This is a genomic window from Pseudoclavibacter sp. VKM Ac-2867, assembly GCF_015351275.1.
Taxonomy (GTDB): Bacteria; Actinomycetota; Actinomycetes; order Actinomycetales; family Microbacteriaceae; genus Pseudoclavibacter.
In genome coordinates this window covers 158,062-173,715 of the sequence record NZ_JADKSL010000005.1, presented here as the reverse complement: position 1 = coordinate 173,715, position 15,654 = coordinate 158,062, and the positions used below count along the sequence as shown (strand labels likewise).

At 68.9% G+C, this 15,654-nt stretch carries 14 protein-coding genes; 7 read left to right on the top strand and 7 right to left on the bottom strand.

The features are described 5' to 3' along the window. Positions 1-95: 95 nt before the first annotated feature. On the bottom strand, positions 96-728 hold the full coding sequence (locus ITJ67_RS07240; RefSeq protein ID WP_160072635.1) for a hypothetical protein: 633 nt from the start codon (positions 726-728) through the stop codon (positions 96-98). Positions 729-801: 73 nt separating this feature from the next. Then, positions 802-2,511, bottom strand: coding sequence for a rhamnan synthesis F family protein (locus ITJ67_RS07235; RefSeq protein ID WP_194677175.1), 1,710 nt, complete (start codon positions 2,509-2,511; stop codon positions 802-804). A gap of 94 nt (positions 2,512-2,605) precedes the next feature. Between ITJ67_RS07235 and ITJ67_RS07230 the strand changes: the two genes are divergently transcribed. Beyond that, positions 2,606-3,649 (top strand): glycosyltransferase, encoded by a 1,044-nt coding sequence (locus ITJ67_RS07230; protein ID WP_160072639.1) that lies wholly within the window; start codon positions 2,606-2,608, stop codon positions 3,647-3,649. An 89-nt stretch (positions 3,650-3,738) separates the two neighbouring features. Here ITJ67_RS07230 and rfbA read toward each other — a convergent pair whose 3' ends face one another. Together rfbA and ITJ67_RS07220 are read right to left on the bottom strand one after the other, a co-directional pair. After that, positions 3,739-4,599 (bottom strand): glucose-1-phosphate thymidylyltransferase RfbA, encoded by an 861-nt coding sequence (gene rfbA / locus ITJ67_RS07225; RefSeq protein WP_160072641.1) that lies wholly within the window; start codon positions 4,597-4,599, stop codon positions 3,739-3,741. A 2-nt stretch (positions 4,600-4,601) separates the two neighbouring features. Continuing rightward, positions 4,602-5,216, bottom strand: coding sequence for a dTDP-4-dehydrorhamnose 3,5-epimerase family protein (locus tag ITJ67_RS07220; RefSeq protein ID WP_068479667.1), 615 nt, complete (start codon positions 5,214-5,216; stop codon positions 4,602-4,604). 111 nt (positions 5,217-5,327) lie between these two features. On the opposite strand from ITJ67_RS07220, the gene ITJ67_RS07215 reads away from it, so the two are divergent. From ITJ67_RS07215 to ITJ67_RS07190, 6 genes are all read left to right on the top strand, one after another. Beyond that, entirely contained in the window at positions 5,328-6,269 is a 942-nt protein-coding gene (locus ITJ67_RS07215; RefSeq protein ID WP_194677174.1) for a glycosyltransferase, read from the top strand. Between the two features lie 123 nt (positions 6,270-6,392). Continuing rightward, positions 6,393-7,376 (top strand): dTDP-glucose 4,6-dehydratase, encoded by a 984-nt coding sequence (rfbB, locus tag ITJ67_RS07210; RefSeq protein WP_068484209.1) that lies wholly within the window; start codon positions 6,393-6,395, stop codon positions 7,374-7,376. Further along, complete coding sequence (gene rfbD / locus ITJ67_RS07205) at positions 7,373-8,272, top strand: dTDP-4-dehydrorhamnose reductase (RefSeq protein WP_323741410.1); 900 nt, start codon at positions 7,373-7,375, stop codon at positions 8,270-8,272. The genes rfbB and rfbD overlap by 4 nt, the downstream gene beginning before the upstream one ends. Further along, the gene (locus ITJ67_RS07200) at positions 8,272-9,429 is read left to right on the top strand and encodes a glycosyltransferase family 4 protein (protein WP_160072645.1); all 1,158 of its coding nucleotides are present in this window, start codon (positions 8,272-8,274) and stop codon (positions 9,427-9,429) included. The genes rfbD and ITJ67_RS07200 overlap by 1 nt, the downstream gene beginning before the upstream one ends. Before the next feature lie 49 nt (positions 9,430-9,478). Continuing rightward, entirely contained in the window at positions 9,479-10,177 is a 699-nt protein-coding gene (locus ITJ67_RS07195) for a hypothetical protein (protein ID WP_194677173.1), read from the top strand. Between the two features lie 265 nt (positions 10,178-10,442). Then, the gene (locus ITJ67_RS07190; protein ID WP_160072649.1) at positions 10,443-11,405 is read left to right on the top strand and encodes an endonuclease domain-containing protein; all 963 of its coding nucleotides are present in this window, start codon (positions 10,443-10,445) and stop codon (positions 11,403-11,405) included. A gap of 147 nt (positions 11,406-11,552) precedes the next feature. Here the strand turns inward: ITJ67_RS07190 and ITJ67_RS07185 are convergent, their stop codons facing one another. Genes ITJ67_RS07185 through ITJ67_RS07175 form a run of 3 tightly spaced genes read right to left on the bottom strand, consistent with a single transcriptional unit; the run spans position 11,553 to position 15,650 of the window. Continuing rightward, positions 11,553-12,620, bottom strand: a complete 1,068-nt coding sequence (locus tag ITJ67_RS07185) for an aminoglycoside phosphotransferase family protein (protein WP_194677172.1) — start codon at positions 12,618-12,620, stop codon at positions 11,553-11,555. Then, complete coding sequence (locus ITJ67_RS07180) at positions 12,617-13,849, bottom strand: phosphotransferase (protein ID WP_160072653.1); 1,233 nt, start codon at positions 13,847-13,849, stop codon at positions 12,617-12,619. The genes ITJ67_RS07185 and ITJ67_RS07180 overlap by 4 nt, the downstream gene beginning before the upstream one ends. Continuing rightward, positions 13,836-15,650, bottom strand: a complete 1,815-nt coding sequence (locus tag ITJ67_RS07175) for an ABC transporter ATP-binding protein (protein WP_194677171.1) — start codon at positions 15,648-15,650, stop codon at positions 13,836-13,838. The genes ITJ67_RS07180 and ITJ67_RS07175 overlap by 14 nt, the downstream gene beginning before the upstream one ends. Between the last annotated feature and the right edge of the window lie 4 nt (positions 15,651-15,654).

Here is a 15,654-nt window from a genome sequence, read left to right as displayed (position 1 = left end):
CGTGGAGTCGAGCGCCCGCAAGCAGGCGGCGCTCCATCCTACACAGGGAGCAGAATCGCATTTCGGGCCGTCACGCCGGAAATCCGGGGTTCAGATCAGCTGACGGTGACCGTCATCGGCTCGCTGACGCCGCTGCCCGCTGGCCCCTCGTACTGCATGACGGCTTCCCAGTCACCGGCTTTGATCGCCGGGTCGCGCAGGTTGACGATGCAGCTGGAGGCGTCGGTGTCCGCCGAGGTCGGTGCCGTCGCCGTCGCCGTCGCGACGAACGTCTCCGGCCCGTTCTTCAGGATGAGCGTGCAGGTGCCGCCCGGGTCGGTCGTCGACACGAGGGCCGCCGCGGAGATGACGCTCTGGTCCGGCACCCAGTAGACGCGGCTGAGCGAGACCTGCACGGCAGATCCCTCTGCCGGCTGGCTGGGCTCCGCCGTCGTGGTCTCGGTCACCGTGACCGTCGGGACGGGAGTCGCGGTGACGATGAGCGTCTCAGGGACGGCGACGTCGGTCGCCTGAGGCAAGGACGTGACGGGCACCGTGTTGTCGGGCGGCGCCTGCTGCCCGAGCGGGTTCATGAGCACGAAGACGATCGCGGCGATCGCAACGGCCGCCGCGATGAGGAGGCCGATGATCAGCCCTCGCCCGGTGCCACGGCGCTCGGCCTGGCTCTCCAGCTCTTCGAGCTCGTCAGGGTCGTACTGCCCGCCGAGCGGCGTCTCGCCGTTGCTCATCTGCCACCTCCAGTCGCAGACACGGTACCCCGACGGGGGCCGGGGCCCGCTGATGCCGCGCCGCGAAGGGCGGTCAGCGGAGGCGCGACAGCAGGCCCTTGGCGTCCGCGGCGAGGCGCCGGAGCGACTCCTCGAGCGCGGGCACACGCCGGAGCACGGCCGCGGCGACCCGCGCGAAGCCGCTGCCGCCGGTCCGGCGAGCGCGCGCGAGACGGTGCGGTGCTCGCACGTCCGAGCCGAACTCGGCAACAAGGTCCTCGTACTTCGCGGCGAGCAGCGCGTAGTCGCTCGCGAGGCCGTCTGCGGTCTCCGCCTCGGAGACGGCGAACCCGGCGTCGAACACGAGCCTGCTCGCGATCAGGTCGAGGAGCCTCGCGAGCTCCCCCTCCGGGAAGCGCGACTCGAGCGGCGCGTAGCCGAGCGAGCCGAGGGCTCCCGCGAGAGGTCGGAGCGCATCCACCCGATACGCCGCGAACCCCGCGTACGGAGCGATCGGCGCGTTCGCGTCGAGCGGCGCATCCGTACCGAGCGTCGCAGCGAGCAGAGCAGCCCTGGTGCGCGTGCCGCGCCAGCCGTCACCGAGCAGCCCCGTCCCGACGGGCGGCGTCACCGGCACCACCATCCCGAGGCGGCCATGGTCGGCGAACTCCCACGCGAGCGGTTCCGCTCGCTCGAAGATGACACTCCTGCCCCGCTGGCGCGCCAGCATCGACGCGCTTGCCGGAGCCGAGCGCAGCGAGTCCGCGGCCACCGACTCGACGAGCAGCAGGTCCGCTGCCAGCAGCCGCTCGTCGCCGCCAGCCAGCCTGCGCCAGAAGTCGCCGCGGACGATGCGCACGTGCAGCCCCGAGATCGTCGCCGACTCGTCGCCGCTCGCCGCATCTCGAAGCCACTCGTGCGTGAGCGCGGTCGATGCGCGCCGCAGCACCCGAGGGCCAGCCCCGACGCCGCCAGCGAGCACGCGACTGGGCGCGAACCGCGCCGTCCCCTCGACGAGCACGTCGACGGGGAAGCCCCGTCGCTCGAGATCGAGGGCGACGTCCCGAGCCGACACCCCGCGGTGGTCGAGCTCGACGGGGTCGTGGAAGAACACGCGGCGCTTCACGAGGGGCACCCCCGCCTCGAGCAGCAGCAGGGGGGTCTCGAGGCTGGCGTTGGCGACGGGTGTCCCGTCCACCCGGAAGTTGCCCGCCGGGAACTGCGCGCCGACCGAGAAACCGCGCTCCGCGAAGAACGGAGAGAAGCGCGCCTCGTGGTGGCGAACCGAGTCGTCGTACGACCGGATCTCGGGCATGGACGCCCAGTACTCGGCCCACGCGTCACTCATCACGACGTGGCGCCGCACTGCGATCCAATGCGATTGCAGATGCGACGGCAGGGTGCCTCGTCGCGTGTACGGATCCGGGGTGAGCTCGCCGTGCTCCGTGACGCCCCACACGTCGTGCCCCGCGGCATCCGCCCACGCGAACGTCTCGGCGAAGTCGCCGACGGGCCCGAAGAAGGTGTAGTTCGCAAGCACGACCTCGTCGAAGGCCGCGAGCCGCTCCGGACCGATCTCCTCGAGCGCTGCGCGATAGCCGCCCACATCGAAGCCCTCGTTCGGTCGCTCGAAGACCCTGTCGGCGACGGAGGCGAGCGACTCGCGCGAAGCGTCGGTCACCGAGCCGTTCACAACGACGAAGAGCTCGCTGGCGTGCCCCCGCAAGCCCTGCAGCGCCCGGAGCACACCGGCGTCGGCGAGACCCGCCCGGTCGAAGAGCAGGTAGATGACAAGTCGATTCATAGTCGCGGGCGGCCGCTGCGGCCGACTCCTCCCCTGAGCGCGTGCAGACTCGTGCCAAGCTAGCACCACAGCGCACCGAGACAGAGGAGAGCAGATGCCAGCTTCGCGACTCGTCGCCGAACGCCGCCAGGAGGATGCCCGCGAGCAGCGACTCGGAGACGCCCCCGTCACCGCGGTCGTCTGCACCCACAACGGCGAGCAGTTCCTCGAGCAGCAGCTGCTGAGCATCCTCTCGCAGAGCCACCCCGTCGCCGAGGTCATCGTCTCCGACGACGCGTCGCGCGACGGCACGGTCGAGCTCGCGCGACGCGTGCTGGAAGCCTCCGACCGCGCGTTCCGCATCTACACCCGCGACGAGCCGCTGCGGGTGAGCGCGAACTTCGCGTTCGCACTCGGCGAGGCACGCACCGAGTACCTCGCCACCAGCGACCAGGACGACGTGTGGCATCCCAAGAAGGTCGAGCACCTCCTCGCCGCCCTCGTCGGCGACGACCAGGCCCTGCTCGCGCACTCCGACGCGCTCCTCGTCGACGAGGACGGCGAGCCCATTGGCGGCACCCTCCTCGAGTCGCTGGAGATCACCGACGCCGAATGGCGCGACTACGAGAACGGGCGGCAGCTCGAGGCGCTCACCGCCCGCAACTTCGTGACCGGCGCGACCATGATGCTGCGCGCATCCCTCGTCTTCCGGGCCGGCAACGCGCCAGAGCCGTGGATCCACGACGAATGGCTCGCGACGACGGCGGCCCTCGTGAACGGACTCCGCGTCGTGCGCGAACCCCTCATCGACTACCGGCAGCACACCGGCAACCAGATCGGGCAGACCGCACCCACCCTGCGGGTGAAGATCGCGCAGGCGACCAAGGACGGCTCCGCCGACCAGCTCCGCCGCTACCGCCGCGCCGTGGCGCTCCTGCGTCGCGTCAGCGAGCTCGGCGGCACCCCGGAGCAGGAAGCGCACGTCCGCCGCAAGGTCGCCCACGAACGGCAGCGGCTCGAGCTGCCGGCTTCGCGCATCCGTCGCCTCCCCCGCGTCCTCAAGTGGACTCTGCGGGGCCGCTACGCGAGCTACTCGCGCGGGAGCTACGACATCGCCCGCGACCTCTTCCAGTCGCTGCGGGAGCGCGACGAGCGCTGACCGCCCAAAAGCGCTGACGTCGAGCGTCGCGCGGACGACGAAGGCCGTGACCCCGAGGGGCCACGGCCTTCACCGCCAAGCGGGGCTCGCTACGCGAGAAGCCCCTGCATGTAGCGTCCGTATCCGCTCTTCTGCAGCGGCTTCGCGAGCTCCGCGAACTGCGCGTCGTCGATCCACCCGGCGCGCCACGCGATCTCCTCGATGCAGCCGATCTTGAAGCCCTGACGGTCCTCGATCACGCGAACGTACTCGCTCGCCTGCATCATCGACTCGAACGTGCCGGTATCAAGCCACGCCGTGCCACGGTCGAGCACCTGCACCTGCAGCTTGCCCGCATCCAGGTACGCCGAGTTGACGCTCGAGATCTCGAGCTCGCCACGCGCGGAAGGCTCCACGCTCTTCGCGATCTCGACCACGTCGTTGTCGTAGAAGTAGAGGCCGGGTACCGCGTAGTTCGACTTCGGCACCTCCGGCTTCTCCTCGATCGACACGGCCTTGTTGTGCTCATCGAACTCGACGACGCCATACGCGACCGGGTTCGACACGTGGTAGGCGAAGATCAGGCCGCCGTCGAGCACGTTGTTGCCGCGCAGCGACGATCCGAGCCCAGAGCCGTGGAAGATGTTGTCGCCGAGCACCAGCGCGACCGAGTCGTCGCCGATGAACTCCTCGCCGATGATGAACGCCTGCGCGAGCCCATCCGGCGACGGCTGCACGGCGTACTCGATGCGCATCCCGAGCTGCGAGCCGTCACCCAGCAGGGCGCGGAACTGCTCGTTGTACTCGGGAGTCGTGATGATCAGCACCTCGCGGATGTCCGCCATCATGAGCGTCGACAGCGGGTAGTAGATCATCGGCTTGTCGTAGATGGGCATGAGCTGCTTGGAGATGCCCTTGGTGATCGGCCACAGACGCGTGCCGGAGCCGCCTGCCAGGATGATTCCCTTCATGGCTACGCACCCGCCTTCGCGCTGAGCTCCGCGTAGTAGGCGCGGGCCTCTTCCCAGCTGGGGAGGAGACCGGACGCGGCCGCCTCGGCGAGCGAGGGGGCATCCGTGTCCTTCGGGGAGAGCAGCAGCTCGCCGGCCTCCTCAGGGAAGCGCAGGTCGACATCCTTGTCGAGCGGGTTGATGCCGTGCTCGCGCTCCGCGTGGTACGTGTCGGTGACGAGGTAGCTGACCGTGGCGTCATCCGTCAGTGCCACGAACGCGTGGCCGAGCCCCTCGGACAGGTAGATGGCCTTGCGGTCGACGTCGTCGAGACGGACCGAGTCCCACTCGCCGAACTTCGGCGAACCCGTGCGGATGTCGATGACGAAGTCGAGCACAGCTCCACGCGTGCACGTCACGTACTTGGACTGGCTCGGCGGAATGTCCGCGAAGTGGATGCCACGGACCACACCACGCGTCGACACCGAGGTGTTCGCCTGCTTGAGGTCGATCGAGTGCCCGACAGCTTCTGCGAGCTTGTCGAAGCGGTACCACTCCAGGAACACGCCGCGGTCGTCGCCGAACTGCTTCGGCGTGATCTCGTAGCTGTCTGGGATGCTGAGTTCGCGAATCTCCATGCCGAGGAGTCTAGTGCGGCACGGATTGCGAATGCTCGCCGACCCACTCGGCCATACTTGAACGCTGGCGAACCGCCGAACAAGAACGCGTATAGAGAAGAGGAATACGGGATGCACACCAACGCCGAGCCGCGCACTCCACCGCGCGTCGCCGTCCTCCTCGCGACGCACATGGGGAAGCCCTACCTCGACGAACAGCTCGACTCGATCCTCGCCCAGGCAGGCGCCGACCTCCACGTGTACGTGTCCGACGACGGATCGACCGACGGCACCCTCGAGATCCTCGCCGAGCGAGCAACCGCCGATGCCCGCATCACGATCCTCTCCCCCGAGACCTTCGGCGCTCCCGCACCCAACTTCTTCCGCCTGCTCACCACGATCCCCATAGAGGATCACGACTACGTCGGCTTCGCGGACCAGGACGACGTGTGGATGCCCGCCAAGCTCGAACGTCACATCCGACTCCTCAGTGAGGGCCACGCCGACGGCATCTCCTCCAACGTCACCGCGTTCACCGAAGACGGCTCGCGCCTGCTCATCAAGAAGGACTACCCGCAGCGCCTCGCAGACCATCTCTTCGAGACGCCGGGCCCCGGATCGACGTTCCTCCTCACCCAGCGATTCGCGCGGCTCGTCGCAGACCAGCTCGACAACGCGGACTCCCCGGCGCGCACGGCCTTCGCCCACGACTGGCTCATCTACGCGCTCGCCCGGTCGGCAGGGCTCCGCTGGATCATCGACGGCGAGTCGACCGTCGACTACCGCCAGCACGTCGCCAACGCGGTCGGCGCCAACACCGGCCTCTCGCAGGCGTGGAAGCGTCTCAGGCTCACCTCGAACCGCTGGCATCGTGGACAGGTGCAGCTGACCGTCGAGGCGTGCATCCACGTCGCCTCCCCGGACGAGCTGCCGAGACTGCAGTGGCTGCACGAGATCCTCGCCGAGTTCACCTACCGAGACGCGCTCCGGCTCGTGCGACGCTGGCGGCAGCTGCGACGCCGGCCACGGGACCGTGCGGCCCTCGCCACCCTCATCACGACGGGACTGTGGTAGCTCGACGAAGGGCCGCGCTAGAGTAGCTCCGACTGCGCGCGGGTCACACCGCAGCACTCGAACCGCACAACCATCGGCAACTTTCCATCGGCACAGCCCGGCCGACGATTGAACAGGACAGGTATGAAACTTCTCGTGACCGGCGGAGCCGGCTTCATCGGCTCGAACTTCGTGCGCCGCGCGCTCCAGGACCAGTACGAGGGTCTGGAGGGTGTCGAGGTCGTCGTGCTGGACAAGCTGACCTACTCCGGCAACCTCGAGAATCTCGCACCCGTCTCCGACTCCGAGCGGTTCACGTTCGTCGAGGGCGACATCACCGACGACGTCGTGCTCGATGAGTGGATCCCGAAGGTGGATGCGGTTGTGCACTTCGCCGCCGAATCGCACGTCGACCGTTCCGTGCGCGACGCCTCCGTGTTCATCGAGACCAACGTCGTTGGCACGCAGAAGCTGCTCGACGCGGCACTGCGCCACGAGCTGCCCCGCTTCGTGCACGTCTCCACCGACGAGGTCTACGGCTCGATCGAAGAAGGAAGCTGGAGCGAGACGTTCCCGCTCGAGCCCAACTCGCCCTACTCGGCGTCCAAGGCGTCCTCCGACCTCATCGCGCGCTCGTACCACCGCACGCACGGCCTGAACGTGTCGATCACGCGCTGCTCGAACAACTACGGCCCGTACCACTTCCCCGAGAAGGTCATCCCGCTCTTCGTCACGAACCTCATCGACGACAAGCACGTTCCCCTCTACGGCGAGGGCAACAACATCCGCGACTGGCTGCACGTGGACGACCACTGCCGCGGCATCGCCATGGTGCTCGTCGGCGGAAAGGCCGGCGAGATCTACAACATCGGCGGCGGCACCGAGCTCACCAACAAGGAGCTCACGCAGCTCCTCCTCGACGCGACCGGCAAGGACTGGTCCTACGTGGACCGCGTGCAGGACCGCCTCGGCCACGACCTGCGCTACTCGGTCGACATCTCCAAGATCCAGCGCGAGCTGGGATACGAGCCCAAGGTTCCGTTCGAGCAGGGTCTGGCTGACGTGGTGCAGTGGTACCGCGACAACCGCACCTGGTGGGAGCCGCTGAAGGAGCGCGCTGCCCTGTGACCGATTCGACGTCTGTCCCCGCCACGGCGGCCGCACCTGCGGTTGCTGCACGGTTCCTGATCACGGGTGCATCCGGGATGCTCGGCCGTGACCTCCAGCGCGCCCTCGCGGGCCGCGAGGTCACGGCTCTGGATCGCGCCGCGCTCGATATCACCGACCCTGCAGCGGTCGAGGCCGCTGTGGCGGGGCATGACGTCGTCATCAACGCCGCCGCCTACACGAACGTGGACGGCGCGGAGACCGACGAGGCGACCGCCTTCGCGGTCAACGCGACAGGCCCCGGCGTGCTCGCGGCCGCCGCCGCGAAGCACGGCGCACGGCTCGTGCACGTCTCCACCGACTACGTCTTCCGCGGCGACGCCGCGTCCCCGTATGCGGAAGGCGCCGACCACGACCCGATCTCCGCCTACGGTCGCACGAAGGCCGCCGGCGAGAAGGCCGTCCGCGACGCACTGCCGGACGCCTCCTACATCGTGCGCACGGCCTGGCTCTACGGGGCAGACGGCCCGAACTTCGCGAAGACGATGGCCCGCCTCGCGGCGTCCAAGCCCGAGGTCTCCGTCGTGTCCGACCAGCTCGGACAGCCCACGTACTCTGCAGACCTCGCGGCGCAGATCGTCGCGCTCGTCGATTCGGGCGCTCCTGCCGGCACCTACCACGGGACAAACGCCGGTATCGCGTCCTGGTACGACTTCGCCAAGGAGATCTTCCGCCTCGCGGGCTTCGACCCCGAGAACGTCAAGGAGACGGACAGCAGTTCGTTCGTCCGTCCCGCCCCTCGCCCCGCCTACTCCGTCCTCGGCCATGACGCCTGGGCGAACGCGGGAGTTCCACCCATGCGGCCCTGGCTCGACGCGCTCGAGGACGCCGCCGCGCAAGGAGTCCTCAGAGCCTGATGGTTACCCTTCGTGTTCTCCTCGACCGTGCCGCCGATGAGCGTCCAGGCGGCACCCGCCGCTACAGCGAAGAGCTCGGACGCCAGCTCATCACGCGCGCGCCCCGCGGCTGCGACATCGAGGCGATCATCCCCCGGCGCACTCGCGACGAGGTCGCGCTCCTCGAGGAGCGAGTCCCCGGCCTGACGAGCGTCGTTCAGGCCCCTCTGCGGCCGGATCGCCTCGAGTCCTCCTGGTCACGCGGGCTCCTGACGAACGCCGTCGGCGGCGGCTTCATCCACAGCTTCACCCCCCTGGCGCCCATGCGCGACATCTCGCTCAGCCAGGGCATCGACCAGACGGTCGTCACCTGGCACGACATGACCGCCTTCACTCATCCGGAGCTCATCAGCTCGCACACCGTGAAGCACCACAAGGCCCTCCTCCGTCGTGCATTCCGCTACGCCAGCGGCATCGTCGTGCCGACGAACGCCGTCGCCGACCAGGTCATCGAGCACTTCGACTTCGGTGACCGAGTTCGCGTCATGAGCCCGGCCGCAGCTGCGAGCATCCGTCTCCCCGAGTCCGAGGGAGCTGGGGATGCGATCGCCGACACGCTCGGATTGCCGGACGAGTACGTGCTGACGCTCGCATCACTGCACAAGCGCCACGGCCTCGCCCAGCTCATCAAGGCCCTCGACGACAAGGACCTCGCTGGCGTCACACTCGTCGTCGTCGGTCCGACAGAGCGCGGAGAGACCACGCTCGACGGCCTCGTGAGCGACTCCGGCGTCGCCCGCGAACGCGTCGTGTCCGTCGGCGTCATCAGCGACGAGCAACTGGCCGTCGCCCTCCAGCGCGCCAGCGCCCTGGTCGTGCCTAGCCTCAGCGCAGGTTTCGGCCTGCCTATCATCGAGGCCTTCAAGTTCGGCACCCCCGTCATCACCTCCGACGACCCAGCGCTCGTCGAAGTCGGCCTCGACGCCACCCTCGTCGTCGAGCGCGGCGACGGACTCGCCGACAGCGGCTACCCCGGGCGCCTCGCCGGCGCCATCGCCGGAGTGCTCGGCGACAGCGACCTCGAACGGCGACTCCGCCTCGCCGGCAAGGACCGCGGCGGGATGTTCTCGTGGGAGATCGCCGCCGACCAGGTCTGGAACTTCCACGCCGACCTCTAGGCACGACGCGTTCGGCGCGTTCGGCGCGGGACATGGATTGACGTTGGACGTGGTTCTGCAGTGGGGCGCCTCGCTCCTCACACTGTGCGGGTTCGGCCTCGCCATGGGCCTCAACCCCGCGCTGTACGCAGCGACCGGAGACCTGCTCGCCCGCAACATCGACGTCGGCAAGCGGCTGGGGTGGATGCTCCTGGGACTAGCACTCGGTGCCACGGTCCTGCTACTCGTCTTCCGCAGCTTCGACCCGACCACGCTCGTCACGACCCTCCGCGGCAGCATCGACACGGCGCTCCTGAACAGGACGCTCGACCTCATCGTCGGCACTATCTTCCTGGTCTCCGCGTCCGCAGTGCTCATCTGGAGAGCGCGCGTCCACGACTTCCCGCAGAAACCGGCGACAGTGTCGAAGCCACGCGCATCCGCCGCCGGCTACTTCCTGCTCGGCCTGGGCGCCTGCGTGGGTTTCACGACCCTCCCGATCATGTACCTCACGGGGCGCCTCCTCCACGGACTCACCGCAGATGATCCTCTGCGCGTTGTCGCCTATGCAGTGTTCCTGCTCGCCCTGGCAGCGCCCTTCCTCACCCTTGCCTGGGTGTGGACGAAGATCCCCTCGCTGGCCGCCCGCGTCGTCGGGTTCTATTCAAGGGCAGCCGACTGGGACTACCGGCGAACGCTCGCGATCCTCCTCGTCCTCGCCGGCTTCCTCTTCCTCTGGCTGGGGATCTTCGCGCCTCGCGGCCTCTGATCCACCGCGCCCGAGCATCCGCGTCGCCGCATCCGCCCCGGGCCTCCGCCTCCCGCCGCCTCACCCCTTTAGCCGGCCCATCCTCTGCCTCGACGTCTCGGGATGGAAACATCACTTCGTTGCGAGAACATTCCCCGAAGCAAGTGATCTTGCCAGCCCGAGTATTCGGAAATCGAGCCAGCCATCAGCTGGTGAGGGAAGCGTCGCCCGCCTGGGCTGTGCATAACTTCCAGTCCGGCAGCGCGGAATCTCTACCGTGGGCGGCATGACAGCAGCATCAGCGCCTCTTCCGCCCGAGCAAGGGCATGCCTTCACCACCGGCGCGGGGCTCCGTTCTGGGCTCAGCCGCCGAGAGGTCTTCGGATCGAGCCTCGCGCGACCGCACCACGGAATCCGAGCGACCGCGGAACCAGCCACGCCCGAGGAACTCGCCAGGGCCTACCTGCCGCGGATGCGCGAATGGCAGGCATTCGGAGACGTCACAGCAGGACTGTTCTGGGGTTTCCCGCTCCCGAGTCGTCTCCGGAACGCGATGACCGTGCACGTCGTGGTGCCGACAGGACGAAATGCACCCAAGGGCAGCCGGCTCGCCTCGAGACGCATCTCCCCGGAGAAGTGGGAGCGAGTAGTCCACCTGGGCACTCCCCTGTCGGCTCCCGCGCTGACTTGGGCGCTTCTGTCGCGCGTCCTCTCAGCGCAGGAGCTGGTCGTCGTCGGCGATGCCGCCATCTCTACTTCACGGAACTACCCCTCTCTGCGGCGACCGTCCGAGCCGAGCATCCCTGGCGACGACTCCAGCGGCGTACCCGCGCACGCCGCGCTGGACCAGCTGGTCGACATCAGCAAGGCCTGGGGCCGGACAGTCGGAGCATCGCGACTTCGCCTGGCTCTTGAGCAGATCCGCGCGGGAGTGGAGTCGCCGATGGAGACCTTGACGCGGTTGGCTCTCGTTGACGCCGGGCTTCCCGAGCCTCAAGTTGCCTACGAAGTGTTCCAGAGGAAACGCTTCCTCGGACGCGTGGACCTCGCTTATCCGGAATTCAAGGTCGCTATCGAGTACGACGGCGAGCATCACTGGACGAAGGAGCAGGCCATGAAGGATCTCGCGCGCATCAACCGCATCCAGCACGCCGGTTGGCTCGTGATCCGCGTGACGCGGAGGCAGCTGACCCCGAACCCGGCGGAGTTCTTCGCGCAGGTGCGTGCAGCGATGCGGCGTGCGCGCTGAACCGCGCTCCTCTCGGGCTGGGAAAATCACTTCGTGCTGGAGAACTTCCCACAAAACAGGGACCTTTCCATCCCCAGGGCCCTGGAAGGGGCGGGGAGGCGGGAAGGGAGAAGGCGGGGAAGCTGGCGGATGGGGCCGCGGGCCGGTTCAGCGCTCGCCGGCGAGCCATGCGGTGGCACGATCGTGCGACCGGGGACGGAACGCCCAGACGCAGGCTATGCGATGCTCGGCCGTCGTGCGGTAGCACGCGAACCGCTCGGGGTCGCCGCCCACTGCCAGCTGGAGGCGCTCGATCATCGCGTGCGCTTGGTCGCGCATCGGGCGCGAGATGCTGCCGGTGAAGGCAGCGAAGTCGAGGTGGGCGAGCAGGTTCGCGAGGTCGAGTTCCGGTTCGGTGAGCGCGGCAGTGTCGAGGTCGAGGACCGCCAGCCGTCGGCTGTCCGGGTCGAAGAGCAGCTGGCCGTCGTGCAGGTCACGATGTGCGAGCACCCCGGCCCGGCGCGCGTCTGCGGTCAGCTCCTGGCAGCTGCGTTCGACCCGTTCAACGAACAGTCTTGTGGTGGCGGCGGAGAGACGGAGCGGATCGAAGGCTCGCAGCTTATCGAGCCAGGCGGCGAGGATGCTGGCCTCGTCAGCAGCCGTGTGCGTGGGGGGTGGTGTCGTCGGGGAGCTCGTCCGTGGTGCATGAACGGCTTTGGTCGCGAAGCTGCCCCAGGAGCGTTCGAAGGCTGCGAGCGCGAGGCCCCAGGCGTCGGGGTCCAGGTGCGCGATGAGGCTTCCCGCCACCGCGCGGGCGTGAATGAGGTCGCCGCTTGCGTCCAGTGACTCGTCGGCGGTCTCGAACCCCGCGCTGCTGAGCGCGCCGGCGAGGGGCCTCGTTGCCTGGTGGATACGCGCTGCCTTGCCGGGCCGGGTTACCTTGACGTATCGTCCGGCCTCGTCATCGCGGAGCACGGCCCGCTTGCCGAGTCGGTGGACGAGCAGGGTTCCTCGAGTCGAGCTGAGGCCCGGCAGCCGCGTGTCGTGCCGGTGCGGGGTGACGGTCGCGATGCCCTCCGCATCGATGCTGCCGGCGCGGCATCGCCCGACCGTGTCCGTGCCTTCGACCACGAGGGCACCGTTCGGGGCGGGCCAGGCCCGCTCGATCGCCAGGGTGCAGCCTGCGTCTGGGATCGGGATCTCCAGTGGGACGCGATGCGTCGCGCTCGGTGTCACGATCGTTCCTCGGTTCCAGCGACGGTGAGGTCCGCGACCATGGTCAGTCGTTGCGCGATGTCGGCTCGCCAGTTCGGGGCGCAGGCGCGGAACGGCTCACTTGCCCGGGCGAGAAGGTGCAGCCCGGTCCACGCCTCGATCTCGTCGAGGGTCGGTTGTGGGTGCCTGGGGCTCGCCCCGCTGCCCCCTGCGAGGTAGCCGGACAGCAGTTCGTCGCGGATGGCGGGCAGGCGTCCGCTCGGTCTGTGCAGGCATCCCGGTTCGGCGTCGATTCGGGTGAGGAGTTCGACGGCGATGTAAGACCCCAGATCGGAGCCGGGTGCGCCCACCGAATGCCGGTCGAAGTCGACGACGACGCCCTGGCTGCCCTCCCCTAGCACCTGATCTCGTGAGAAGTCGCCGTGCAGGAAGACGGGGTACCGCGGGCTCTGCGCGAGCCGACCTTCGAGCGACCGCGAGAGGGCGCGGACAGCACTGCCATGTTCGGGAACGAGGCGTGAGAGCTGCTCCACGCTGGCGGAGAGGTGCGCCCGCCACGCGAGGAAAGGGCTCTCGGCGAGTGGGGCCTGCGTGTGGATGCGCGCGAGCAGCTTGCCTGCCGTCTGGGCGTCGACGGGTTGCGCCGAGTCCGGGGTCACGAGCGGGGTCAGGAGCAGCCGTCCGGATGCGCTGACCCGTGTTGGCAGGGCCGGCCCCCCGCTCTCGGCGATCGCGTTGGCGGCGGCGGCCGATGCCGTGAGCGGACTGCGAGCGAGCTTGACGACGGTAGCCGTGTCTTGGGACTCGTGGATCCTGACGGCTCGGCGCCAGGGGTTGTAGTTGAGCGTCGAGCTCGGGATCGGGGTGAGGTCCGGGGTCGCTGCGAGCTCGCGGTCGGCATCCGCGAGGCGTGGGTCGGTGGCGGCCGGTCCGACGAGCAGGATCGAGCCGTCGGCGAAGGCGTGCTCTGCGAGCTCGACGCCGAGCGCCGAGGCGCGCTTTCGCGCTTTGGCGCCTTTCACCCGTTGTGCTGCGCTGAGGCCCGCCGCCCACCAGAGTCCCTCACCGGAGCGCTCGGTGAGGCGCGCGATGACGGAGAGTGTCGGCTTCTCGCGGAGGTGCCCCGCCGTCACCTCGCGCCCGCCGGTCAGTGAGCGCAGAAGCGCTCGTGCATCCGGTTGCCCGCTTCCGGCTGCGAGGAGGAGGTCGAGTGGCTCGAGACCGAACATGGGGGTCCTAGGCTGCGTCATGGTCGCTCCGCTTCTCCTGCGCCTGAAGCCAGCGCCCGAAGCGGTTGCCGGTCGATGCGCCGAGTTCGATGGGTGAGCCGTCGAGCAGGATCTCCCCGTCCTCGATCCAGACGATGCGTGTGGCCCGGCGGGCGACGGCCGCGTCGTGCGTGATGGAGATGGTGGTCCGTCCCGTGGTGAGGCCGGTGAGGGCTGACAGCACCTCGTTGGCGGAGTGGGGGTCGAGGCCAGTGGTGACCTCGTCGAGCACGACGATCTCGCTGTCACGGAGGATGGCGCGCGCGATGGCGATGCGCTGCCGCTGTCCGCCGGAGAGCGTGCCGCCTCGCTCGCCGAGGACTGTCTCGTATCCCTCTGGGAGGTGGCGGATGAAGTCGTCGGCACTTGCCTGGCGGGCGGCCCATTCGATGTCGGCGTCGCTGGCTCCTGGTCTGCCGAAGCGGATGTTGTTCCTGACCGTCTCGGAGAACAGCACCGCCTCCTGCGGGACGAGCGCGATGTGGCTGCGCAGGGAGGCGAGGGTCATGTTCCGGATGTCGACCCCGTCGAGCTCGATGCGGCCGCTGCGTGGTTCGATGAGCCGGCACAGGGCGAGCGAGAGTGTCGACTTGCCGGACCCGGATGGGCCGACGATGGCGATGTGCTCGCCGGCGGCGATGCTGAGCGACAGGCCGCTGAGGATGTCCCGTTGGCCGTAGCCGAGGGCCACGTCGCGCAGGCGGAGGTCGCCGCGGACTCGTGCCACCGAGACGGCGTGCGGGGTGTCGGCGATCTCGGGGACGACGTCGAGGAGGTCGGCCACGCGTTCGCCACTGGCGGCCGCGCTGGCGATGCGGCCGGTGTACTTCGCCATGTCTCTGAGGGGTTTCATCGCCGTCTTGAGGTAGGTCAGGTAGATGACGAGGTCGCCTGGGGTCATGACCTGGCTGGCTACTCGCCAGCCGCCTGCCACGAGGATCACTGCGGTGGCGAGGCCGACGATGACGTCGGTTTTTCGCTCGAGTCCGGCGGCGAGGCGCTTGGCCTGGACGCCGTCTTTGAGGGATCGCTCGTTGTTGCCGGAGAACGTTCGCGCCACGTGGGACTCGAGTCCGTACATCTGCACGATGCGGAGTGACGTGAGCGATTCCTGCGCGATGTTGGCGAGGTTGCCTTCGCCCTTTCGTGTTCTCCGGGCCGCGTTGGTGATCGCTCCCGTCGAGGTGCGGGAGAAGAGGAAGTAGAGGAACCCTGCGACGAAGACGACGAGGGAGAGGAGCGGGTCGAGCCAGAGCATCACTCCGCTCATGACGACGAGCGTGAGCACGTTGGCGAGCAGCGGGAGTCCGGCGGTGACGGCCACATCCTGCAGCTTGCCGACGTCGCCGACGAGGCGCTGCACGATGTCGCCGCTTCTCGCTTTGGAGTAGTAGACGTACGAGAGCGACTGGACGTGGTCGAACACGTGCGAGCGGAGTCGCGTCGCGACGCGGGAGCCGACGAGTGCGAAGGCGAGCGTCGCGAGGTAGTTGGTGAAGGCGCGGAGGGAGACGATGACGAGCAGCGCTGCGCCGCAGGCGAGGAGCAGGGGCACGCTGGCGCTCGGCCCTGCCCCGGCGAGGTCGGCGCCGAGGCTTCGGGTGACGGCGTCGATGACGAACTTCGTCGGCCAGGGTTCGAGGACGCGGAAGATGACTTCCGCGAGGAGCGCGGTCATGCCACCGGCGGCGAGCAGGCGGTTTCCCGGGATGAAGGGCCGGATGAGCCGCAGCGTTCGCTTCAGCGGGCCCGCCGGGGTGCCGGAGGCGCCGGAGGGCCCCATGGGG